The organism is Pseudomonas sp. ABa2 (assembly GCF_056676075.1).
Genome location: NZ_CM155239.1, coordinates 2,302,710 through 2,325,369 on the forward strand (window position 1 = coordinate 2,302,710; position 22,660 = coordinate 2,325,369).

At 66.6% G+C, this 22,660-nt stretch carries 19 protein-coding genes; 3 read left to right on the plus strand and 16 right to left on the minus strand.

Annotated features, from left to right (window positions below; translation table 11 throughout):
* Positions 1 to 33 precede the first annotated feature (33 nt).
* From AC1G9C_RS11270 to tssA, 16 genes are all read right to left on the minus strand, one after another.
* The gene (locus AC1G9C_RS11270) at positions 34 to 1,275 is read right to left on the minus strand and encodes a TIGR02270 family protein (protein WP_480410225.1); all 1,242 of its coding nucleotides are present in this window, start codon (positions 1,273 to 1,275) and stop codon (positions 34 to 36) included.
* The gene (locus AC1G9C_RS11275; RefSeq protein WP_021442819.1) at positions 1,276 to 2,196 is read right to left on the minus strand and encodes a hypothetical protein; all 921 of its coding nucleotides are present in this window, start codon (positions 2,194 to 2,196) and stop codon (positions 1,276 to 1,278) included.
* Positions 2,197 to 2,214: 18 nt separating this feature from the next.
* Positions 2,215 to 3,381, minus strand: coding sequence for an HNH/endonuclease VII fold toxin-2 domain-containing protein (locus AC1G9C_RS11280; protein WP_021442818.1), 1,167 nt, complete (start codon positions 3,379 to 3,381; stop codon positions 2,215 to 2,217).
* Entirely contained in the window at positions 3,381 to 4,421 is a 1,041-nt protein-coding gene (locus tag AC1G9C_RS11285; RefSeq protein ID WP_480410405.1) for a hypothetical protein, read from the minus strand. Before AC1G9C_RS11285 ends, AC1G9C_RS11280 begins: the two co-directional genes overlap by 1 nt.
* On the minus strand, positions 4,418 to 5,530 hold the full coding sequence (locus AC1G9C_RS11290; RefSeq protein ID WP_480410226.1) for a DUF2169 family type VI secretion system accessory protein: 1,113 nt from the start codon (positions 5,528 to 5,530) through the stop codon (positions 4,418 to 4,420). The genes AC1G9C_RS11285 and AC1G9C_RS11290 overlap by 4 nt, the downstream gene beginning before the upstream one ends.
* Before the next feature lie 13 nt (positions 5,531 to 5,543).
* Positions 5,544 to 5,978: a DUF6484 domain-containing protein gene (locus AC1G9C_RS11295; protein WP_480410227.1), complete on the minus strand. Its 435-nt coding sequence runs from the start codon at positions 5,976 to 5,978 to the stop codon at positions 5,544 to 5,546.
* Between the two features lie 34 nt (positions 5,979 to 6,012).
* On the minus strand, positions 6,013 to 8,238 hold the full coding sequence (locus tag AC1G9C_RS11300) for a type VI secretion system Vgr family protein (RefSeq protein ID WP_480410228.1): 2,226 nt from the start codon (positions 8,236 to 8,238) through the stop codon (positions 6,013 to 6,015).
* A 29-nt stretch (positions 8,239 to 8,267) separates the two neighbouring features.
* A complete protein-coding gene (gene tssH / locus AC1G9C_RS11305) occupies positions 8,268 to 10,970 on the minus strand; it encodes a type VI secretion system ATPase TssH (RefSeq protein ID WP_480410229.1) in 2,703 nt (900 codons plus the stop codon).
* The gene (gene tssG / locus AC1G9C_RS11310) at positions 10,963 to 12,000 is read right to left on the minus strand and encodes a type VI secretion system baseplate subunit TssG (protein WP_480410230.1); all 1,038 of its coding nucleotides are present in this window, start codon (positions 11,998 to 12,000) and stop codon (positions 10,963 to 10,965) included. The genes tssH and tssG overlap by 8 nt, the downstream gene beginning before the upstream one ends.
* Positions 11,964 to 13,823 (minus strand): type VI secretion system baseplate subunit TssF, encoded by a 1,860-nt coding sequence (tssF, locus tag AC1G9C_RS11315; protein WP_480410231.1) that lies wholly within the window; start codon positions 13,821 to 13,823, stop codon positions 11,964 to 11,966. Before tssF ends, tssG begins: the two co-directional genes overlap by 37 nt.
* Positions 13,820 to 14,332, minus strand: coding sequence for a type VI secretion system baseplate subunit TssE (tssE, locus tag AC1G9C_RS11320; protein ID WP_021443729.1), 513 nt, complete (start codon positions 14,330 to 14,332; stop codon positions 13,820 to 13,822). Before tssE ends, tssF begins: the two co-directional genes overlap by 4 nt.
* A gap of 2 nt (positions 14,333 to 14,334) precedes the next feature.
* Entirely contained in the window at positions 14,335 to 15,120 is a 786-nt protein-coding gene (locus AC1G9C_RS11325; protein ID WP_480410232.1) for a type VI secretion system accessory protein TagJ, read from the minus strand.
* A 162-nt stretch (positions 15,121 to 15,282) separates the two neighbouring features.
* Entirely contained in the window at positions 15,283 to 15,771 is a 489-nt protein-coding gene (locus AC1G9C_RS11330) for an Hcp family type VI secretion system effector (RefSeq protein WP_031303038.1), read from the minus strand.
* 77 nt (positions 15,772 to 15,848) lie between these two features.
* Positions 15,849 to 17,345: a type VI secretion system contractile sheath large subunit gene (tssC, locus tag AC1G9C_RS11335; protein WP_021443732.1), complete on the minus strand. Its 1,497-nt coding sequence runs from the start codon at positions 17,343 to 17,345 to the stop codon at positions 15,849 to 15,851.
* Between the two features lie 16 nt (positions 17,346 to 17,361).
* Positions 17,362 to 17,877 carry a type VI secretion system contractile sheath small subunit gene (gene tssB, locus AC1G9C_RS11340; protein WP_003245007.1) on the minus strand — a complete coding sequence of 172 codons (516 nt, stop codon included), beginning with the start codon at positions 17,875 to 17,877 and terminating at the stop codon, positions 17,362 to 17,364.
* A gap of 56 nt (positions 17,878 to 17,933) precedes the next feature.
* Positions 17,934 to 18,956, minus strand: coding sequence for a type VI secretion system protein TssA (gene tssA / locus AC1G9C_RS11345; RefSeq protein WP_480410233.1), 1,023 nt, complete (start codon positions 18,954 to 18,956; stop codon positions 17,934 to 17,936).
* Between the two features lie 375 nt (positions 18,957 to 19,331).
* Here tssA and tagH point away from each other — a divergent pair, with 375 nt between their 5' ends.
* The 3 genes from tagH (at position 19,332) to tssK (ending at position 22,659) form a co-directional block, all read left to right on the plus strand.
* The gene (gene tagH, locus AC1G9C_RS11350; RefSeq protein ID WP_480410234.1) at positions 19,332 to 20,768 is read left to right on the plus strand and encodes a type VI secretion system-associated FHA domain protein TagH; all 1,437 of its coding nucleotides are present in this window, start codon (positions 19,332 to 19,334) and stop codon (positions 20,766 to 20,768) included.
* Between the two features lie 68 nt (positions 20,769 to 20,836).
* Positions 20,837 to 21,304 (plus strand): type VI secretion system lipoprotein TssJ, encoded by a 468-nt coding sequence (tssJ, locus tag AC1G9C_RS11355; protein WP_122107895.1) that lies wholly within the window; start codon positions 20,837 to 20,839, stop codon positions 21,302 to 21,304.
* A 20-nt stretch (positions 21,305 to 21,324) separates the two neighbouring features.
* Positions 21,325 to 22,659 (plus strand): type VI secretion system baseplate subunit TssK, encoded by a 1,335-nt coding sequence (gene tssK, locus AC1G9C_RS11360; RefSeq protein WP_480410235.1) that lies wholly within the window; start codon positions 21,325 to 21,327, stop codon positions 22,657 to 22,659.
* The last annotated feature ends 1 nt before the right edge of the window (position 22,660 follow it).

The following is a 22,660-nucleotide window of genomic DNA, read 5'->3' on the forward strand; positions in this document are numbered from 1 at the left end:
GGTGCGCCATGCGCACCAGGGCGTCCTGCGCTCTCAAGATCTGAGCAAGGCCCGCTGCCGCCAGGCGGGCGCGGCGACCGGAAACAATGCCTCGGTCGGGCGAAAACGCGCCAGGCCATAGGCCGCAACCCTGCGCTGGCGCTGCTGGCCATTGCTTAGGGCCAGGCGATAGCCCTGCTCGCTTATCGGTTGGCCGAGGAAATAGCCCTGGCCATTCCGGTACGCGCCTTTCTCCCCTTGCCACCAGGCCTCTATCAACGCCGGGTCGGGCCAGGGCAGGTTCTCGTCCTCGTCCATGGCCACGTTGGCATCGGCCGGATCGTCGTTGGGGCCGGCGTCGTGCTCGGGGGTGTCGCGCAGCTCCAGATCGAGCAACGCCAGGTCTGCTCCAGTGATGAGGCTGAAGGCCTCGCCGGCGACCCGGGCCTGCGTCACGTCCCGCATCTGCTGGATCAGCCAGGGCAGACTTAGCGGATCGCCCAGCAGGCCTACCGCCTGGATGACCATGCGGCGCTGCTGCGCTTGCGGCATCAACTGGCGAATCCAGGCGACGCTGGTTTCTCTGGGCTGCCAGGCCAGTAGCACCGGCAAGGCGCGCTGCTGTAGCGGGCCCGGTTGTTCGGCGAACTGGCGCAGGGGCAGCAGCGCCTCCTCGTCGCCCATCTGCACCGTGGCCCAGTTGGCCCAGAAGCGCGCGTTTTCGTCGGCCTGCAGGCGATGGGCACGGATCGCCGGCAGCAGATCGCGCCGGCGCAACTCGCCGGCGGTGCGCGCGGCCTGGGCGACGACTGCCGCGTCGGCATGCGCCAGCCCGGCGATCAGCGCCGGCCCCGGATCGCGGCGGTGCATGCCGCAGGCGGCCAGGCCGATCTGACGAAACAGTGCCTCGGGCGAGCCAAGCAGCTTGTCCACCCAGGGCTCGACTCGGGCCCAATCCAGCCAGCCCAGGGCCGCGGCCATAAAACGCGCGCTGTCGGGGGCGGCGCGCACATGCTCGGCCAGCCGGGCCATGGCGGCGGTATTGGCGGTCTCGAAGGCCAGCACCGTGGCCGCGAAGATTTCGCCCTGGGCGTTGGGATCGAGCTGCTGCAGCAGGGTTTCTAGAGCGACCGGGCCGGCGATACGCAGGCCGTCCAGATGGGCCTCGATACGGTTGTCGAGGGTGGTCAGGTGATTGAGGTCGTAGTGGGGCTCGTGGACGGCGATGCTGCGCAGCAAGCCGAGGAAGGCGGCTTCTTCGATGTGTTGGTCGACTATCACTTCAAGACTGGGCATCTAGTCGATCCGTTGCCACTGGTTTCCATCGAAGGCGAAGACATCTTTGCCGGCGATACTCCATAGCACGCCGTCGGCGGAACTCAGGTGGAAACAATTGGTAGGCTCGTCGTCGCCAAAGTCGACGGACTGCAGATGGCCGTTGTGCAATTTATAGATAGCGGTCGAACTGGAAACGTAGAGCGTCCCCATGAACCAGGCAAGACTCCAGAGATCATCTTCGGTGTCGCCGTGCTCGATAACCTCCCAAGTGGCATGTCGGCCACGGAGTAGGGTGCCGAGCTGTCCGCAGGCATATACGTAGCCGTCCTCCGCACAGCACAGTGCAGTAAGGACAAGATTCGTCGGGCTGACCTGCGGACGCCATAGCTTGCCGTCGAATGACCAGATTTCACCCTCCCAGCCTGCCGCATAGATTTCGCTCTTAGCGAAACCGGCGATGGCTTCGAAGCCGACGATGCGCTCGTCTTCTGCTGCAGGTCGAGCTCCGGCATCCATCGCACGCCAGTCGTTCTCGTCATGTCGGCGGTAGACCTGCCTGTCCATCCCGCAGGCGTAAGCGACACCCTCGACGGCACATACGCCGCGCATCTCGCCGCGTCCGGGAATGGCGGAATCATCATTGGGGAGCTGCTCTTCGTGGGTGTCGCCAGAGCCCATGCAGATGACCTGACCGCCCGCGCCGAGAAACAATGCCTGTTCCAGTGGCGAGTGAACCAACGTAGCGGCGACCACCGACCAATGCTGGATATCGTCATCGTCGTCGCCGACTCTCCAGGTGCCCGCATCCCACTCGGTGATATAGGTGTGATTGATCCGCTTGGCCTGCATTTCATCCGATACCGATGCCAGGTAAGCCAGGTCGTGATACCTGACGACGCCGGTAACGAATGAGAAGATTCCTGTCCATTGTCCAGCCATGAGCTTCCTCCTTTTTGTTTAACGGCCGCCTCTGCCACGAGGGCTGGCCAGTCTGGCGTTTCGTGCGCTGACCGCCTGATTGGCTGCACGGACATCGCTCTGCCCGGTTTCCACGGCCTTGATCTGTGTCGTGTCCTTGATCCCACACTGGTTGTGGTAGTTGTCCAACTGGGCCTCGATGCATTTCTTCGAGCATTTGGACTGTGGAAAGGCTTTCGACATTGCGGTCACCGCATTGCCTTTTGCCTTCTTGTAGCTCATGCGTTTGGCTTTGGTGGTGTAACCGTTCTCGAAAGTGAGATTGCCTCTGCGGGCTTTGGCCGAGCCGCTGCTCTGGTAGGTATGCATCAAACCGTGCGTCCCCACATTCTGGTTCACCCCCTCGGCACAGACGCAAGGAGCTTTCCCCTCCTTGTAGTCCTTGATGCCCTTGAGCGGCGATGAACCAGTACCACCGCGCCCGGTGTCATGTAGCGAACTGGCTTCTATCAGGTGGTGCGGAGTCTGTTGCGGACAGCAGCCGCTGGGCTTGTACGGCTGCAGGGAGCAACGGCGGGCAGACAAACACTTGCTGGCGGCAGCCTTGTCGGCCACCTGATCGGCTTCAGGGCTGGTTTTCTTACCCGAGGGTTTTTTCTTCTTACCCAACGCCGTGCAAGCATCCTTGCTGCCATGGGGTTTGAAGTCCGCGCAGTCGGTTTTTTCCTTTTCTACCTCCTTCTTGCAGGCGCCCCCTCCGGCATCCATCGCCAGCTTGTCCATATAGGGCCAAACTGGTGTATTGCCTGGCATCGACGCATGGTTATGGGTGGTCATATCCAGGTTCCTGACCACATTCTCTCCCTCGAACTTCACATCCATCGACCAGGAGGTGAAGTACACCTTGCCCTTGTTCTTGCTGGTGATCACCCCTTTCTTCGGCGCGCAACCGGCCTCGTCGCCGTAGCTGGTCTTGAAGTAGCTCTTGTTCTTGAGCATCACTTCCTTGCCGGTGATTTTCACCGTGCGGGTGCCGTTGGTGGTGTCCTTGGCCATGCCGGTGTTGGGGTAGGGGATGGGCACCCCGGGTGGGGTGGCCGGGGTCTGCGGCGGGGTGAAGCAGACGTCCGGGAAGCAGGCCACGGCCTTGCCGTCGGCCGACTTGCACGACACTTCCATATTGTTGGCGTAGACCTCGTTGCCCATCAGGCGGCCCTCACCGGTTGGTAGCTGAGCAGGGCGGCGGCGCGTTGGCCGGCGTCGTTGCCCAGGTGGCAGAGGATGTTCGGTCCATCGCCGTAAGCCTTGCGGCTGGCGGCCAGGGCCACGGCGAGCATGGCCGGACCGATGGCGGCGCCGACTTCGCCGATGCAGTCGGCCGGGTGCCAAATATGGAAGAACTCCTTGCGCACGCGCAGGCTGCGGCTCAGGGCCAGCGAGGCTTCCTTGAAGTAGTACTGCTCGCCGGACAGGTCGGTGACGCGGTAGTCCATCTGCTCCAGACCGCAGCCCACCTCGGCCAGTGCGGCGCGGATGGCCTGGGTCAGGCCCTCGGCGCGCAGGGGGATGTCTTCGCTTTCCACCGTCGCCGGCTCCATGCCAAAGCCAAGGCCGAGGCAGGCCAGTTGCGGCTCCTCGCTGGCGACCGGAGCGCCGATCACCACGGCGGCGGCACCTTCCCCGGGGATAAAGCCGTTGGAGTTCTGGCTGGTGAGCAGACGTTCGCGCTCCTCGAAGGCGGCCAGGGTCGGCGCGCTGAGGAAGGAATCGACACCGGCGATCAGCACGTGGCGATGGCCGCCCTGGTAGATCAGCTTGCGCGCGTTGAGCAGGGCCACCGCGCCGCTGACCCGGCCGCGGGCGATGAGGTTGGAGCTGGGATGAAAGGCCAGGCCCAGTTCCCGTTCGATACCGTGCAGCAATTCGATATCCAGGCCCTCCAGCCGCCCTGGGCGTTCCAGTTCGGCGACGCCGAGCAGCAGCGGGGTTTGCGCCGGATCGACGCCGGGTGCATTCTGCAGGGCTTCGGCGATGGCGCGGGCGGCCATTTTGATCAGCTTGGCGCGGCCTCGCCAGGGTTGTTCCAGCGGCACGCTGGCGGCGATCAGCCATTCGCCGCCACGGTCGATAAAGCGGGTTTCCTGGAAGTTGTCGATGGCGCAGCGAATCGCCGCGCAACTGGCCGGGGCACTGAGACCGACCGCGCTGACCATGCCGGAGCCGAGAATGCACAGGGCGTTCATCAGTCGGCCTCCGTCGCCTGGTGTCTGGACTTGACCAGGCTGCCGAGGCCGGCGTGGTAGTCCTTGCCCAGCTCGCGGGCACGCCACCAGGCGCGCGACATGCTGCCCACCAGCACCTGGGCGATCTCGAACATGTTGCGTTTGAGCGGTCGACTGGTGCGCCAGGTCAGCTGCACCTGGCGCGCCTCGGTGTCGATCAGCAGGGTGTCGATCACGGCATGCACCGTCTCATGGCCGCCCTTGTTGAGAAAGAAGGTTACCGGCACGGACATCTGCGGAATGCGAAAGCCCGCGCGTTCCTGCGCCGTGAGGTTGAGCAGCAGTACCTCCTCGCCGCCCTTGAGGTAATCGGTCTGCTGATCGGCCGGCGCGGCCTGGAAGTAGCGGTTGTCGAAATCGGCCGGCAGGAAGGGAAAGCAGTCCGCCAACCAGGCCTCGTCGTAGGTGCCGGCAAAGGCGGCGCGCTGCGGCCAGTGACGGCCGATGGGCCCCAGCGCCATGGGGCGGAAGTCGCCATGCGGGCTGTCGACCGGCTTGCCCAGCTCCTCAGTGCAGGGCATCGGCATGCCGAGCATGTCGGCGCTGTCCGTGCCGCGCGGATACCAGCCGATGCCGGCCGGGTTATCCGGGTAGGCCTGTTGTTGCTCGGGGTTGCCCTTGAGCGGATGGGCGCCGCCAAAGGCCTGGGCGTAGGAAATCGTCTGTTCGAGAAAAGGCTGCGGCAGCCCGGGCGCGACGCCGAGCAGGCCTGGCTGCCAGTGCCTGGGGCCGAGTACCGAGAAGGCCTTGCCGACCCGGCCGACGCGGATGCCGGCGGTGATCTGGGTCGCCGGCTTGCCGCCCGGCGCATGGGCCTTGCCCTGCACCAGCACGTCGCAGAAGGGTTTGACCGGGGCGAAGTCCATCTCCTGCAGCGGTGCGCTGAGGCCCGGCTCGCCGTGAAAGGTATCGGCCATCAGCAGCGGCTGCTGGGGGTCGAGCAGGCGCGCCTCGCGGCCGTCCAGCGGCAGGTCGAAGGTACCCTTGGCGATCACCACCAGCGATTCGCGCCCGTCGGGCGCCAGGCCCTGGGTGAAGGCCGCCATCAGTCGGGTGGCATTGAGCAGTTGCATGGGCCAGCGCCTTCTAGTTGATCTGCACCGAGCCGCCCTTGATGCGGTTGACCCCGCTGGAGCGGCTGGAGAGGTAGGCGCCCTGGATGATCACCTTGCCGGCGCGGGTCAGGGTGATGCTGGCCTTGCCGCAGCGCAGCACGATTTCCTGCTCGGCGCGCAGCTCCAGGCGTTCGTCGTCCAGCTGCACCTGGGACGCCGCCAGCGCGCCGAGCAGGCGGCCGATCAGCAGCGGGCGACTCGGGTCGCCGTTCTCGAACATCAGCGCGACCTGGGCGCCGATATCCGCGGCAGCCAGCGGTGCCATGCTGCGAGCGCTTACGCCCTGGGCATCGGCGCAACCGGGAAAGCTCACCCGCGGCACGCCGTCCTCGGACAGGGCGAGCAGGGTGCCGATCATCACGCCGTCGAGGCGCGCCTGGCTGGGCAGGCAGTATTGAACCGTCATAGCTGGGCTCCTGGCCGTGGGTAGAACCGGCCTGCTAGTTCTGCAGAATCTTCTGCCCCTTGACCACCACGTTCTTGCTGGCCTTGACGTTGATCGCGCCGGAGCCGTCGATGGTGATGTCCTTGCCGCGGATGGTGATGGTGCCGTCCTTCTTCATGGTGATGCTGGCCGAGCCGGTGGTCAGGGTGATGGAGTCGCCGGCGGTCAGCGAGAAGTTCTTGCCGACGCTCAGGCTGTCGTCCTTGCCGATGCTGCTGTCGCGGCTCTGGCCGACACTGCGCGACTCGTTCTTGCCGATGCTGGTGCTCTGGTTGCTGCCGATGCTGATTTCTTCGTTGCTGCCGACGCTCTCGGTGCGGTTGCTGCCGATAGTGATGTTCTCGTTGCTGCCGACGTTTTCGGTGCGGTTGTTGCCGATGGTGATGCTCTCGTCGCTGCCGACGTTCTCGGTGCGGTTGCTGCCGATGGTGATGCTCTCGTTGCTGCCGACGTTCTCGGTGCGGTTGGCGCCGATGGTGATGTCTTCGTTGCTGCCGACGCTTTCGGTGCGGTTGACGCCGATGGTGATGGATTCGTTGTTGCCGACCTTCTCGATACGGTCGACGCCGATGGTGATGGTCTCGATGTTGTCCACCGTCTCGGTGCGGTCGTGTTTGACGTGCACGGTTTCGTCGTTGTCGATGGTTTTAGTGCGATCGTGGCCGACCCAGTGGGTCTCGTCGTTCTCCACCTCGATGTCCTGGTTCTTTTCCGCGTGGATGAACAGCTGTTCCTCGCCCTTCTTGTCCTCCATGCGGATTTCGTTGAAGTTGGCCGGCGTGCCTTCCTTGCTCGAACGGCTCTTGACCCCGCTCTGGGTGGCGTTGGCCGGCAGGTCGTAGGGCACCGTCTGCTCGGCGTTGTAGACGCGGCCGGTGATGATCGGCCGGTCCGGGTCGCCTTCGAGGAAGCTGACGATCACCTCCTGGCCGATGCGCGGCAGCTGGATCGCGCCCCAGTTCTTGCCGGCCCAGGCCTGCGACACGCGCATCCAGCAGGAGCTGTTCTCGTCGGACTGGTCGTGGCGATCCCAGTAGAAGTGCACCTTGACCCGGCCGTACTGGTCGGTCCAGATCTCCTCGCCGCTGGGCCCGACCACCATGGCGGTTTGCGGCCCACGGACGATGGGCAGCGGCGTCAACGGCAGCGGGCGGAAGGCCTGGCTGGCGTCCATGCAGTCCAGCTCGCTGGTGAACTGCTCGCTGCTGTCGCCGAAGCCGGTTTCGTAGGGCTCCTGGTGGATGCGGTAGCGCGCACCCACCACCAGGTATTCGCGGTTCTGGTCGGTGCGCTCGTAGCCGCTGAGCTTGAACAGGTGCCCCGAGCCCAGGCCGCGGGCGCGGCCACGCAGCTGCACGCGCTCGAAGCGGGTATGGATGGCCTCGATGCGGGTGCGCGCGTAATGCTCGCCGTCCTTGCTCTGCACGTACTCGCCGGGGTAGTCGAACAGCGGGTATTCGGCGTTGCTGTGGCTGCGCGACACGCTGGAGCGCACCTCCAGGCTCGCGCTGGGGCGCTGGAAATCGTAGTCGGTCAGCGCCAGGACGCCGGGCTGAACCTCGCGCGCCAGTTGCCAGTCGTAGAAATGATCGCGCTCGCGCATCTGCTGCTCGGGCGGGAAGAAGGGCACCGAGGCGTAGCCCTCCACCGTCGAATGGGCGCCGTAGGCATCGGCCAGCACCAGCACGTGGCGCGCCTTTTCGTGGCGGAAGTAGTAGTAGATGCCTTCCTGCTCCATCAGCCGGCTGACGAAGTCGAAGCTGGTTTCGCGGTACTGCACGCAGTATTCCCACTCGCGGTAGCTGCCGCTGAGGCTGTCCTCGAAGTCGGAGAAACCCAGGTCGCGGAACACCTGCTTGATGATGTCCGGCACCGTCTTGTTCTGGAAGATGCGGCAGTCCGAGGTGCGGCTGAGCAGCCACAGCCAGGGCCGCAGGGTCACCTGGTAGCCGGCGTACTGGCCGGTGCCGACGGTCTGCCGGCAGGCGCAGACGATGCCGTGGAAGTAGCGCTCGCCGCCGTCGTACAGCTCCAGCGCCAGGCCCATGGGTTTACCCAGCAGCTGGTCGAACTTGACCGAGGCGTCCTCAGAGGTCAGCTCCAGGTGGTACTGGAAGGGCCGTCCGAGTTCCTCGCTGCCTTCCAGGCTCTGCAGCAGCAGGACATTGGCGCCCAGCGGGCCGTTGACCTGCACCAGGCGCTGGGATTGGGTCAGTGCCATCTACGTTCTCCCTTGGCGATCACGGCCTGCTAGTCGAAGCGGTAGCTGAACTGGCCATTTTCGGCGCCGATATGCACACCGGCCAGCGGCTTGCCCTCCAGCAGGCGGCCGAGAAACTCGCGCGACAGGTCCGGCAGCAGGCTGTTGGTGAGGATGGCGTCGATCTGCCGGCCGCCGCTCTCGGCCTCGGTGCAGCGCGACACCACCAGGTCGAGCACGCTCTGCTCGTAGTCGAACGGCACCTTGTGTGTCGCCTCCACACGCTTCTTGATGCGGTCCAGCTGCAGCCGGCTGATGCTCTCGAGCATCTTGTCGCTCAGCGGGTAGTAGGGGATGGTCACCAGGCGGCCGAGCAGGGCCGGGGGGAACACCTTGAGCAACGGCTCGCGCAGCGACTTGGCAATGGCCTCGGGGTCCGGCATCAGCTCGGGGTCGCTGCACAGGCCGGCGATCATCTCGGTGCCGGCGTTGGTGGTGAGCAGGATCAGGCAGTTCTTGAAGTCGATCATGCGGCCTTCGCCGTCTTCCATCACGCCCTTGTCGAACACCTGGAAGAAGATTTCGTGCACGTCCGGGTGGGCCTTTTCCACCTCGTCCAGCAGCACCACGCTGTAGGGCTTGCGCCGCACGGCCTCGGTCAGCACGCCGCCTTCGCCGTAGCCGACGTAGCCGGGCGGGGCGCCCTTCAAGGTGGAGACGGTGTGCGCCTCTTGGAACTCGCTCATGTTGATGGTGATGACGTTCTGCTCACCGCCGTACATGGCCTCGGCCAGGGCCAGGGCGGTCTCGGTCTTGCCCACCCCGGAGGTGCCGGCGAGAAGGAAAACGCCGATCGGCTTGCTCGGGTTGTCCAGCCCGGCGCGCGAGGTCTGGATGCGCTTGGCGATCATGCTCAGGGCGTGGTCCTGGCCGATGATGCGTTTTTTCAGGTGCTCGTCGAGGCGCAGCACGGTGTCGATCTCGTTGCGCGCCATGCGCCCGACCGGGATGCCGGTCCAGTCGGCGACCACCGAGGCCACCGCCTGGTAATCGACGGTGGGCAGGATCAGTGGCGTTTCCCCCTGCAGCGCGCTGAGGCGGCTCTGCAGATCCGCCAGTTTGCCGTGCAGCGCCTGGCGTTCGTCGTCGCTCAGCTGCGGGCTCGGCGGCTGCGCCTGGGCCGCGCCGGTGGTGTCCACCGCTTCGGCGGCGGCGCGCAGGCTGGCGCGGGTCGCCAGCAGCTCGTCGACCAGGGCCTTTTCCTCGCTCCAGCGGCTTTCCAGGGCGGCCAGGCGCTCGCGCTCCTCGGCCAGGGCGCCTTGCACGTCGCTCTGACGGCTGCCGATGGCGATGCCGATGGCCTGTTCGCGGGCGATGATGGCCAGTTCGGTTTCCAACGCCTCGATCCGCCGGCGGCTGTCGTCCACCTCGGCAGGTACCGCGTGCAGGCTGATGGCGACGCGGGCGCAGGCGGTATCCAGCAGGCTCACCGACTTGTCCGGCAGTTGGCGCGCCGGGATATAGCGGTGCGACAGCTTGACCGCGGCCTCCAGCGCCTCATCGAGAATCTGCACCTTGTGGTGTTGTTCCATGGTCGAGGCCACGCCGCGCATCATCAGGATCGCCTTGTGCTCGGACGGCTCGTCCACCTGCACCACCTGGAAGCGCCGGGTCAGCGCCGGGTCTTTCTCGATGTGCTTCTTGTATTCGGCCCAGGTGGTGGCCGCCACGGTGCGCAGGGTACCGCGCGCCAGCGCCGGCTTGAGCAGGTTGGCGGCGTCGCCGGTGCCGGCCGCGCCGCCGGCACCGACCAGGGTGTGGGCCTCGTCGATGAACAGGATGATCGGCTTGGGCGAGCTCTGCACGTCCTCGATCACCTGGCGCAGGCGTTGCTCGAACTCGCCCTTCATGCTCGCCCCGGCCTGCAGCAGGCCGACGTCGAGGGCGCGCAGCTCGACGTCCTTGAGGCTCGGCGGCACGTCGCCGGCGACGATGCGCAGGGCGAAGCCCTCGACCACCGCGGTCTTGCCGACGCCGGCCTCGCCGGTGAGGATCGGGTTGTTCTGCCGGCGGCGCATGAGGATGTCCACCAGCTGGCGGATCTCCTCGTCGCGCCCGACTATGGGGTCGAGCTTGCCGCTGCGCGCCTGCTCGGTGAGGTCGACGGTGAAGCGCTTGAGCGCCTCCTGCTTGCCCATGGCGCTGGGAGCCATGGCGCCGCTGGCTTCGCCCGGCGCGCCGGCGGCGTTGAAGCCGTCGCTGGCGCCGAGGCCGTTCTCCGGCGAGTTGCCGACATACTCGTCGAAGCGCTCGATCAGGCTCTCCACCTTGATCTTGTCGAACTCGCGGGAAATCGCCGTCAGCGCATGGCGCAGGCTCGGCGTCTTGAGGATGCCGACGATCAGGTAGGCGGTGCGCACCTGGCTCTCGCCGAACATCAGGCTGCCATAGACCCAGCCGCGCTCGACCGCTTCCTCGACGTGGGAGGACAGGTCGGTGATCGAGGTGGAACCGCGCGGCAGGCGATCCAGCGCCTCGGTGACGTCCTTGGCCAGGCGCGCCGGGTCGAGGCTGAACTGGCGCACCAGTTGGTGCAGGTCGGAGTCCTGCAGCTGGAGGATCTGGTGCAGCCAGTGCACCAGTTCGACGTAGGGGTTGCCGCGCAGCTTGCAGAACACCGTGGCGGCTTCGATGGCCTTGTAGGCCAGGCTGTTCAACTTGCCGAACAGCGCGGCGCGGCTGATCTCACTCATGTTCGCAGCTCCTCGAATCGGGGATGGATTGGCTGGCGTAGTCGCGTACCAGCGAGAGGTCGTCGGGGTCGTGCAACGGGGTGCCGAGCCAGGTGTTGAAGCCGAGCTGGGTGCCGCCGTCGAGGTCGATGCGCGGCACCTCCTGGCAACGCAGCACCAGGTTGACCTCCCAGTCCAGCTCGTCGCCCTGGTGCTCGGCGACCCAGGCGGCCAGCTCGGCGAAGTTCTCCTGGCCCGGCAGCAGGCGCTGGTACTGCTCGAGGCTCAGCGGGCCGAGGCGGATGCGGAACTTGTGCTGGCGATCCCATACGTGGGTGCCCAGGCACAGGTCGCTACCGAGGGTGCAGGCGGCCGCGCCGACCTGGCTGTACTGCGGCAGCTGCAGCCACTGGCCGACGTATTCCTCGATGCGCACCGGCACCTCGAAATAGGCTTCGAGGATGCTGCGCAGGCCGTCCGGGTAGCGGGTCTGCGCGGCCAGGTGGCCGCTGAAGTGCAGGCTCGCCGAATCGGCCAGCGGCCCCTGGCCGAGCAGGCTGGGCATGCCGCGGCCGGACAGGGCGGCCAGGCGCATCGACCAGTAGTCGTCGTCTGGCCGGTCGTGGCTGACGGTGGGCCGCGCCTCGGCCCAGGCGCGGTAGAACAGGGTCAGCAGGCGATGGTGGAAGACGTCGAGAAAGCGCTTGAAGGTGGCGTCGCCATTGTTGCGCTGGCGCTCGCGGGCGTACTCGGTCAGGTGCAGCGGCAGCGGCCCGTTGGGGCCGGTGAGGCCGAAGAAGAACTGTTCGATACGCGGCACCGGGCCCTGGTGCACGCTGGCCAGGGTCGCCGGGGCGAAGCTGCAGTCGGGCTGCTGGCCCAGGCGCAGCGGATCGTCGGCTAGGCGCACGGAACGGCCGATGCGCGGCTGCGCCACGGCCGTGCATTCGATACGCCGCAGCGCCTGGAAGAAGTCGTAGCTCCAGGGCGCGGCGGCCATCTCGGCGGCGCCGCTCAGATGTTCGGGCGGCGACCCGGTTGTGCCTGCCATCGCATGACCTCTCCGCGCTCGGTGGTGCGCAATACCGTTTCGGTAAAACTGTTGATCGACACGTAACGGGCGAGAAAGCGCTCGAACACCGCGCCGAGCAGGTACACGCCGGTGCCGCGAAAGGCGTTCTCGTCGAATTCCAGGCTGATCTCCAGGCCGCGGCCGAACACGATCGGCCCGGGCATCGGCAGGCGCCGCGTGCAGGGGCTGCTGCGCACCTCGCGCAGGCCCTCGATCTGCAACTGCAGCGCCGAATCGGCCGGATCGCCGTACAGGCGCAGCAACTCGCGCAGGGCCGCGGCGCCCTGGCCGCGTTCGCTGAGCGACAGGTAGTTGAGCGACAGCTGGCTGATCAGCCGCCAGGCGCTGGCATCGTGGGCGCGGCTGGCGCGCGGCCGGCTCGGCCCGGCCAGGCAGCGCACCGCCTGCACCGGCGCGCTGTCTTCGAGGGTGAAGTCGCTCTTGCCGGTGCCGATCGGCATCAGCAGCGGCAGGTCGCGGTTGGTGCACAGCGCGCCGATGCCCAGTTGGCGCAGGTCGTGGCGGTAGGGCGCCTGGTTGACGTCGACCAGGGAGACGAAGGTCTCGCTGCCGACGTAGGTGGAGCGCGGCCCGCGCCGGCGCGCCTGGCTGGACAACCGGCGCGGCTCGCGGCGCACCACATAATAGGCCTGCTCGCGGCCGTAACGGGCCGGATCGCGAATGGCGTAGAAGGGCTGAAACGGCTGTTCGGGGCCGCTGCCGTGGCCGCTGACCTGGGTCAGCGAGTGGATCTCGAAGTCCAGCGGGCGGGTGCGGTCGGCGATCACCTGGTGTTCGTGCACGCGGTCGCTGAGGTGGATGCGGTCGGCGCGGCGCGGGAACAGGTTGACCGCCGGGGTGCAGAAAGGCACGAACTGGGCGGCCGACACCGCGCCTTCCAGGCTGCTGTCCAGGCGGGTGAACAGCACCACCAGTTCCAGCTCCTGGGCGTTGCAGCGCGCCACGCCGCGCGCAAGGCCGGCGAACTCGACGAACAGGAAGCGATTGGGCAGGGCGAAATACTCCTGCAGCAGGCGGTAGCCCTGGAAGGCGCGCGGCACTACCGGCAGCACCGCGTCCTCGTCGTCGAAGCCGCGTGCCTGGATGCAGCTCAGCGGCAAACGTTCGGCCCATTCGCCATCGACGCTCTTGATAAACAAGGCGCAGGCGTTGCCCAGCAGTTGCTCGTAGAGGCGGAACGGCTGCTCGTCGGCGCCGCCGAGAAACAACGGCAGGCTGTCCAGCGCCAGGGCCTTGAACGGCATGCCGGCGCCGCATTTGAGACGGATGCGCAGGCCGGCCTTGGCTCGCGGTTCGGCCGCGGCGAGGCGGCCGAGGGCGGTGGCCGGGTTGCCGAAATACTCGGCACGGCTGACCTCCAGCGGCCACAGGGTGACGTCGTGGCAGGTGCGGTACTCGCAGGCGGTCTGCTCCTCGTGGCCGAGCTGGCCACGCAGGGCGGCGCCGCGTTCGACGCGAAAACCACTGGCCAGCGAGCCCTCGTCGGGGTCGGCGCACAGTTGCACCACGGCCACCGAGGGCGTCGGCGCCAGGTAGTGCGGGTAGGCGATTTCCAGCAGGTTATGGGTGAAGGTGGGGTACTCGGCGTCGAGTTTCAGGTGCACGCGCGCGGTGAGGTAGGCGAAGCCCTCCAGCAGGCGCTCGACATAGGGGTCGGCGCAGTCGATGCCGGACAGGGTCAGGCGGCTGGCGATCTTGGGGAACTCGGCGGCGAACTCGGCGGCGCTCTCGCGGATGTGCTGCAGCTCCTGGTTGTAGTAGTCGAGCAGGCGCGGGTTCATGCGCGCCTCCTGCCGTCGACCGGGGCGACCTTGATATGCCCGGTCTCCAGGTCCAGATCGGTGGACAGCAGCAGGCGCAGCGGCACCGGTTCGGCCCACAGGTCGGCCTCGATCTCGAAGCTCAGCGCGTTGTGGTTCATCTCGTCGCTTGCCAGCTGCGCGCGCACCCGTAGCGAGCCCTGGAGCAGGCGTGGCTCGTAGGTTTCGATGATCTCGGCAAGCAGGGTCTCGACCAGTTGTACGTCGATGCTCGAGGCGGTGTGGCCGGACAGCGGCGGCAGGCCGAAATTGATCACCGAGGTGCCGGCCGGCATCTGTGCCGCGGTTTCCGGGCCGAACAACGCGGTGGTGTTGAGCAGCCAGGCCAAGTCGCGCAGCACCGAGGCCTTGAGCTGGTTGAGATTCATCACCCGGCGCTCGGCGCTTTCCTTGGGGTTGCTCGGCTCGTCGTCGGTGAGACGATCGAGCAGCGAAGGCTGCAGTCGCTCCTGCAGGGTCAGCTCGGCCATGCTCAGGCGTCCCCGGCGGCGAAGCGCAGGCTGCGCAGGTCGAACAGCGCGGTTTCGCCCCGGTCGGTGGCGAACAGGCGCTGGCCGATGGGCAAACCGTTGTCCTGCCAATCGACTTTGCGCGCCAGGCGCGCGGCGTCGTCGCCGAGTAGGGCGGTGTCCGGGTAGCGGCTGGGAATCAGCGCCACGGTGGTGCCGCCGTTGCGCAGGGTCAGCTCGGCCGGCATCCACACCAGGTCGCGCAGGTCGCTAGGCGCCTCGCAGCTGAGGCTGACGAGGTTCTCCATCGGCAGCCAGACGTAGCGGCCGTTGACGATCAGCTCCAGCACCGGACCGAGCCGCGGATCGGCGTCGGCGCACCAGGCGAAGGGTTCGTCGTTGAGTTCGCCGGCGATGGCCGGGGCAGCGTCGAAGGCCTGCTCGCGCAGCTGCGCTGCGGCTTCGCCATGACCTTCGGCATCCAGCTTGAGGGCCTGAATCAGCGGGGCCAGCCAGTCCGCCGGCTGGCCCAGCAGCACCGGCGTCAGCCGCCCGGCGAAGACTTCGCCGCGCAGCGCCTCGCATTCCAGGGCCGTGCGGTAGGTCTGCACCATGGCCAGGGCGCCGGCATCCAGCTCGCCGGCGACCTTGAGCTGGTTCTGTGCGCGGCCCCACTGGCCGAGCACGGCCAGCAGTTGAAAGAGGAAGACGCGCAGGGCGGGGTTGGACGGCTGGCTGCGCACTTGATCCTGCAGGGCGCCCAGGGCCTCGTTCAGCTGACCGGCACGCACAAGTTCATCGGCATTCATCGCTGCGTCCTTCCGTTCATGTGCCGCGCAGCAGTGGCGCTGCGGGCCGCGGGTGTCCTGGCCTTTGGTGGCGATACCAGACGTACGCGCCGAGCGCCTGCGCTGGTGCCATGGCCGACGAAACGAGCACCCGGCGCCGCAGCGGCGCCGGGCGGTCATGCCTCAGATCTTGACGTTTTCGCGGATGTTCCAGCCGTACTTGATCGGGCCGCCGTCCTTGCTGCCGTCCTGTTTCTGCGGTTGATAGTCGACCTGAACCTGGCCGAAGTTGAGGGTGACGTTCTCGGTCAGGCGATCCTCGCCGCCACTGCCGCCGGTGCTGATGGACGACACCAGCACTTCCTTGAGGGTGATGATCAGGTACTCCACCGGATCCTCGCCGCCGGCTTTGCGGATGGTCAGCTTGGCCTCGGGGTAATGCTTGCCGCTGGAGCAGGCCATCATCAGGTTGGGCGAGGACTTGTCGATCCACTTGGTCAACGAGATGTCCTGGATACTGACCTTGCCGGCGCCGCCGCCACCGCCCACATGCATGCTGCCGGACTGGGACATGCCCCAGCTCCAGGCCAGTACGTCGATTTCCTTGGCGTGGGTCTTGTCGGCGGATTCTCCGTCCACATCGCCGATCTTGATAAACATATCAACAGCCATCATGCCTCCTTGGTGGCTCGCGCCACGCTACGTGGTGCGGTATCCGCCGCCGTGGCGGATACCAATGTGAGGGTGGATCAGGCGCCTTTGGCCGAGGGCAGCTTGGAGACCAGGCGCAGGGACACCGTCAGACCTTCCAGCTGGTAGTGCGGGCGCAGGAAGAACTTCGAGTTGTAGTAGCCGGGGTTGCCCTCGACTTCCTCGACCACCACCTCGGCGGCGGCCAGCGGGTGCTGGGCCTTGGTGGTTTCGGTGGAGTGCGCCGGGTCGCCGTCGACGTAGTTGAGAATCCAGTTCTGCAGCCAGCGCTGCATGTCGTCCTTCTCTTTGAACGAGCCGATCTTGTCGCGCACGATGCATTTGAGGTAGTGGGCGAAACGGCAGGTGGCGAACAGGTAGGGCAGGCGCGCCGCCAGGTTGGCGTTGGCGGTCGCGTCGGGGTCGTCGTACTCGGCCGGCTTCTGCAGCGACTGGGCGCCGATGAAGGCCGCCAGGTCGGTGTTCTTCTTGTGCAGCAGGGGCATGAAACCGTTCTTCGCCAGCTCGGCCTCGCGGCGATCGGAAATGGCGATCTCGGTCGGGCACTTCATGTCCACGCCGCCGTCGTCGGTGGGGAAGGTGTGCGCCGGCAGGTTCGGTACCTCGCCGCCGGACTCCACGCCGCGAATGCGCGAGCACCAGCCGTAGAGCTTGAACGAGCGGTTGATGTTGACCGCCATGGCGTAGGCCGAGTTGGCCCAGGTGTACTTGCTGCTGTCGGCGCCAGCGGTGTCCTCCTCGAAGGCGAAGGCATCCACCGGGTCGGTCTTGGCGCCATAGGGCAGGCGGGCGAGGAAGCGCGGCATGGTCAGGCCGATGTAGCGCGCATCCTCGGACTCGCGCAGCGAGCGCCAGGCGGCGTACTCGGGGGTGGTGAAGATCTTGGTCAGGTCGCGCGGGTTGGACAGCTCCTGCCAGGAGCCCATGCCCATGACGGTGGGCGACGCCGCGGCAATGAACGGCGAATGCATGGCTGCGCAGACCTTGGACAGCTCGCCGAGAAGCTCGACGTCCGGCGGCGACTGGTCGAAGTAGTAGTCGCCGACCAGGCAGCCGTAGGGCTCGCCGCCGAACTGGCCGTACTCTTCCTCGTACATCTTCTTGAAGATCGGGCTCTGGTCCCAGGCGGTGCCCTTGAACTTCTTCAGGGTCTTGTGCAGCTCGCCCTTGGAGATGCTCATCACGCGGATCTTCAGCTGCTCGTCGGTCTCGGTGTTGTTGACCAGGTAGCTCAGGCCGCGCCAGGCGCTTTCCAGTTGCTGGAAGTCCTGGTGGTGCATGATCAGGTTGATCTGCTCGGTGAGCTTGGCGTCGATGGCGGCGATGATCGACTCGATGGACTTGATCGCATCGTTGGAGATCAGGTCGGTCTTTTCCAGCGCATGTTCGGCCAGGGTGCGCACCGCGGTTTCCACCGCCTCGCGGGCGCGCTCGGTCTTGGGTTTGAATTCCTGCAGCAGCAGCGACGCGAAGTCGCTGGTCTCTTCGGTAGCAGTCCCACCCTGGGCCTGCTGTTCGGTCATCGGTTCGGCCATGGTCTGCGTCCTCTAATCAGCTTTGCGGCTCGGAGTCGGTCGGTTTCGGCGCGCTGGCCAATGCCTGCAGCAGGGCCGGGTCCTTGATCGCCTTCATGATCATTTCCTCGGCGCCGGTCTTGCCGTCCATGTAGGTCAGCAGGTTGGCCAGCTGGGTGCGGGCTTCGAGCAACTGGTTGAGCGCATCGACCTTGCGCGCCACGGCAGCGGGGCTGAAGTCGTCCATGCTCTCGAAGGTGATGTCGAGGCTGAGGTTGCCCTCGCCGGTCAGGGTGTTGGGCACGTTGAAGGCCACCCGCGGTTTCATCGCCTTGAGCCGGGAGTCGAAGTTGTCCACGTCGATCTCGAGGAACTTGCGGTCAGCCACCGCCGGCAGCGGTTCGGCGGGTTTGCCGGCGAGATCGGCCATCACCCCCATGACGAAGGGCAACTGAACTTTCTTTTCCGCGCCGTAGAGCTCCACGTCGTACTCGATCTGCACCCGTGGAGCTCGGTTGCGAGCGATGAATTTCTGGCTGCTGGGGTTGGCCATCTTGTTCCTCCTGCGCTGCGTATGCGGCTATGGGCTGTGAATGAGGTGACCCGGCGCTATTCGCCGTCGGGCCCCCTGAGCTTTTCGAACTGGGAGAAGCCGTCGGGGATCAGGTTGCGCACTATGGTGGCGAAGTCGGCACTGACCAGCGTCTTGGCCCGGCTCAGCAGCACCGGCACCGGGCTGGAGGGCTCGTGCCGGGCGTAGTAGGCGAGGATGCGGTCGAGGGTCTTGAGCACGTCGTCGCGATTGCCGATCTCACCGCTGATGCGCGGTGCGGCGGGCGCGCCCGCTGTCGCCGCGCTGGCGCCCTCTGCGACGGGAGCCGTCTCGGCCACCTCTGCCGCGGTCGCGGCGGGCGCCTGTTCGGCGACTATCTGCACGGCATGCCGCAGCAGCTGCTTGATGGTGCCCAGATCGGCGCCGCGGTCCGAGCCGACGCGCTCGTTGACCTCCCGTTCTATCCCCTGCAGCGCCGCCTGGGCGGCGCCGACCGCGGCGCGGCAGGCCTCGACCTGCTCGGCATCGCTATCGCGAAAGGCCGCCGCGACCTGTTCCAGGCCCAGGCTTTCGCTGGCGAAGCGCTGCAAGCCGCTGGCATTGAGCGCGGCACGCAAGGTCACGGTACCGAAGGCGCGCGAGCGGATCAGCGGCATTTCCCACAACAGCCGCACCACCGGCTCGGCGCCGATGCCGGCCAGGGCGTTGATGCGGAAGGTGGGGTCGTTGTCGTCCTCGACGTCGAGCATCGGGTAGAGGCTGTCCCAGTACTGCTGCAGCAGCGCCTGGATCAGCTGCAGCGCCTGGGCCAGGCCGGGCAGGCCATCGAGGGCGATGCTGCTTTGCAGGTAATAGTTGGCGATGCGCAGATCCTTGCTGCGCGCGAACAGCTCGACGCACAGATCGCGCACCTGGCGCCATTCCGGCGGCTCGGCGGGCAATACCGAATCGCCCATCTGGCGCTCGGGTTGGCCCTGGGCGACGCGCTCGAGTTCGAGGAACGCCGAGTCGTATTCGAGATCGGCGCCACTCGGGGAGTCGGGGGATACCGCGGTCAACAGCTGCTGTACGTCCACCACAATGGGTGATCTCCATATCCAACCTGCTGCGGGCAGGCATACCGTCAGAGCGAACGTTGGACTTCAATCCACATCCTGTGGATTACGTTCTATTCGGAGCAGGGCATGGCCACTCCGATCGAGTTGTTAGAGCAAGTCTTGGCGTTGTTTTAGGCTTGTCAAGAAATTGGCCAGGCGCCTGGACGAACTGTCGAGCGGATTAAGATAGGCGAGCCGAAATTCTTTATTTAGTGTCTTTCGCTATATCGATAATTACAAAAAAGCAGATTCAAAGTGTTACTCCTGAACAACACTGGTCAACTTTGTGATGCCTATACTCAGGGCACCGGTTGGGGACTCATGCGGTCGATGAGCGAAGTTTTGTAAGGAGTTTGAATGCCGCTGCGTTTGACCATCACCAGTTATCACAAGCTGACGCCCGGGCAGCGTGCGGACATGGAGCTCGACCGCGGCGAGCTGCGCATCGGGCGCAACCCGGAGAACGACTGGGTATTGCCCGACCCGGAGCGCCTGGTATCGGGCCAGCACTGCGTGATCCAGTTCCGCGACGGCACCTATTACCTGACCGACACCAGCACCAACGGCGTGCAACTGGTCAACGCCGGGGTGCGCCTGCACCGCGGCAATAGCGAGCCGCTGCGGGACGGCGAGCTGGTGCGCCTGGGCGAGTACGACATCCTGGTACAGATTACCGGCGCCGACATATCGTCGCCGGGGCTGCCCGCCGCCAGCGATCCCTTCACCGGTTTCGATGCACTGATGAACCGTCAAGGCGCCGGCGCGCCGAGCATGCCCGCGCCGCCGCCCGCCGCCCCGGCGCAGATGCAGGCGGGCGGCTCGCCGCTGGACACCAAGCCCGACCTGTTCGACTTCCTCGCCACACCGGCGGTACCGCCGCCGAGCGCGCCCGATCATATTCCCGCCGAACGCCACGATTTCCGCCCGCCGCAGGCGCAGGTGCCCGCGCCGCCGGTTGAGGCCAGCCCGGCAGCGGCGCATGCGATTCCGGCGGACTGGGATCCCTTCGCCGAACTGGGCATCGCCGCGGCGACGCCGCAGGCCCCGCCCGCCGCACCGTCGGCGCCGCCAGCGGTGCCGCCAGCGGTGCCGGCTGCCCAGCCTGTGCCAGTGGCCGCGCCGCTGCCGGCCGCCCCAACGGCGCCCGTCGCCGCGGCCGTTCCGCCGGCTGTCGGCACGCCGCAGCCCGGCGCGGCGGCGCCTACCGACGACGCCCTGGAAGCCTTTCTGCGCGGCGCCGGGGTAGCGCAGCTGCGCATCGAACGGGGCGAGGCACTGGCGCAGATGGAGGCCATCGGCCGCAGCTACCGGCAGATGGTCGAAGGCCTGGTGGACGTGCTGCGCGCCCGCGCCAGTCTCAAGGGCGAGTTCCGCATGGCGCAGACCATGATTCAGCCGGTGGAAAACAACCCGCTGAAATTCGCGCCGAACGTCGAGGAGGCACTGCTGCTGTTGCTGCGCTCCGGCAACCAGGCCTTCATGCCGGCCGACCAGGCCATCGCGGAAAGTTTCGATGACCTGCGCGCGCACCAACTGGCGGTCATGGCGGGGGTACAGGCGGCCATCAAACATCTGTTGAAGCGCTTCGAGCCGGCCACTCTGGAGGCGCGTCTGAACAAACCTTCGGGTATTGGCGGATTATTGTCGGGGGGGCGCCAAGCCAAGTACTGGGAACTGTTCACTGAAACCTATGCCGCCATATCCCGGGAAGCGGAGGACGACTTCCAGGACCTGTTCGGCCGCGAGTTCAGTCGCGCCTATGAAGAGCACAGCGCCAAACTGCGTAGAACTTAGTGTTTGTTATGGAGCGGCGGGCTGTTAATTCTGAATTGAAATAATAAAACTTCTAGAGGACGCCAAAGATGCCAAGGATATTGTGGGGAGTGCTGGCCCTGTTGCTGACCGCCTGCGCATCGGAGCCGCCACCGCCTGCGCCCACCGTGGTGCGTCTGCAGATCCAGGCCTCGGCCGACCTCAATCCTGCGCCGGGCGGGCAGCCGGCACCGGTGCGGGTACGCCTGTACGAACTGAAGAGCGGGGCGGTGTTCAGCCGGGCCGACTACTTCTCCCTGGTCGAGTCGGCCAACGCCACCCTGAGCAGCGATCTAGTGGCCCAGGACGAGTTGCTGATCCAGCCCGGCGAACAACTGATCCTCGACCGCACCCTGGACGAACAGAGCCGTCTGCTCGGTTTGGTGGTCGCCTTCCGCGACCTGGACGACTCGGTGTGGCGGCAGCTGGTCAACATCCCGCCGCACCAGACCAGCGTGCTCAACGTCAGCCTCAGCGCGCGCGCGGTCAGCGCCGTGCCCGCGCCGCCGACCAAATAAACCACTCGGGAGATTCGCTCATGTCCTGGAATAACCGAGTGGTGTGGTCCGAGGGGATGTTCCTGCGCCCGCAACACCTGCAACAGCATGACCGTTATCTGGAAACCCTGGTCGACAGCCGCTGCCGGCCAATGTTCGCCGGCGGCTGGGGGTTCTCCGAACTGCAGCTGGACACGGCGCTGCTGACCCAGGGCAAGCTGGCCATTCTCGGCGCCCGCGGCGTACTGCCCGACGGCACGCCGTTCGACATCCCCGGCGACGACGTGGCGCCGACGCCGCTGATCGTCGACCCGCAGATGCGCGACCAGCTGATCTACCTCGGCCTGCCGCTCAAGCGCGCCGGCACCCGCGACACCGTGGAGGAGGGCGAAGCCCTCGGCGGCGCCCGCTACGTCAGCCAGGTGCGCGAGGTGCGCGACGACAACGCGCCGTTCGAGAGCCGCGCGCCGCTGGCCATCGGCGGCAAGGCGCTGCGCCTGCTCACCGAGCGCGACGGCCTCGGCGAGTACGCCTGCATCGGCGTGGTGCGGGTGGTGGAAAAACGCGCCGACAATGCCTTGCTGCTCGACGAGAGCTACATCCCGCCGTTGCTGGACGTCGCCGCCTCGCCGCCGCTGGCGGCCTTTCGCAGCGAACTGCAGGGCCTGCTGCACCAGCGTGGCGAGGCGCTGGCGGGCAGGGTGGTGGCCTCCGGCGCCGGCGGCGCCTCGGAGATCGCCGACTTTCTGCTGCTGCAGCTGGTCAACCGCGCCGAGCCGCTGATCAGCCACCTGGCCCGGCTCAGCCCGCTGCATCCGGAGGCCTTCTACCGCGAGGCGGTGGCGCTGGCCGGCGAGTTCGCCACCTTCTCCAGCAGCGGCCGGCGCCCGGCGGAGTACCCGGCCTACGAGCACGACGACCTGGCGGCCAGCTTCGCCCCGGTGATCCGCGAGCTGCGCCAGGCACTGTCGATGGTCATCGACAGCCGCGCCACGCCGATTCCCATAGTCGAGAAATCCTACGGCGTGCACGTGGCCATGCTGGCCGACAAGAACCTGCTGCAGGGCGCCAGCTTCGTCCTGGTAGTGCGCGCCGACGTGCCGGCGGAAAACCTGCGCAGCCTGTTCCCGCAGCAGGCCAAGGTCGGCTCGGTGGAGCACATCCGCGACCTGGTCAACCTGCAGCTGCCGGGCATCGCCCTGCTGCCGATGCCGGTGGCGCCACGGCAGATTCCCTATCACGCCGGCTCCAGCTACTTCGAGCTGGATCGCGGCAGCGACCATTGGAAGCAGTTGGCCAATTCGGGAGGCTTCGCCTTCCATATCGCCGGCCAGTTCCCCGGTTTGAACCTGGCCTTCTGGGCCATCCGAGGATAGT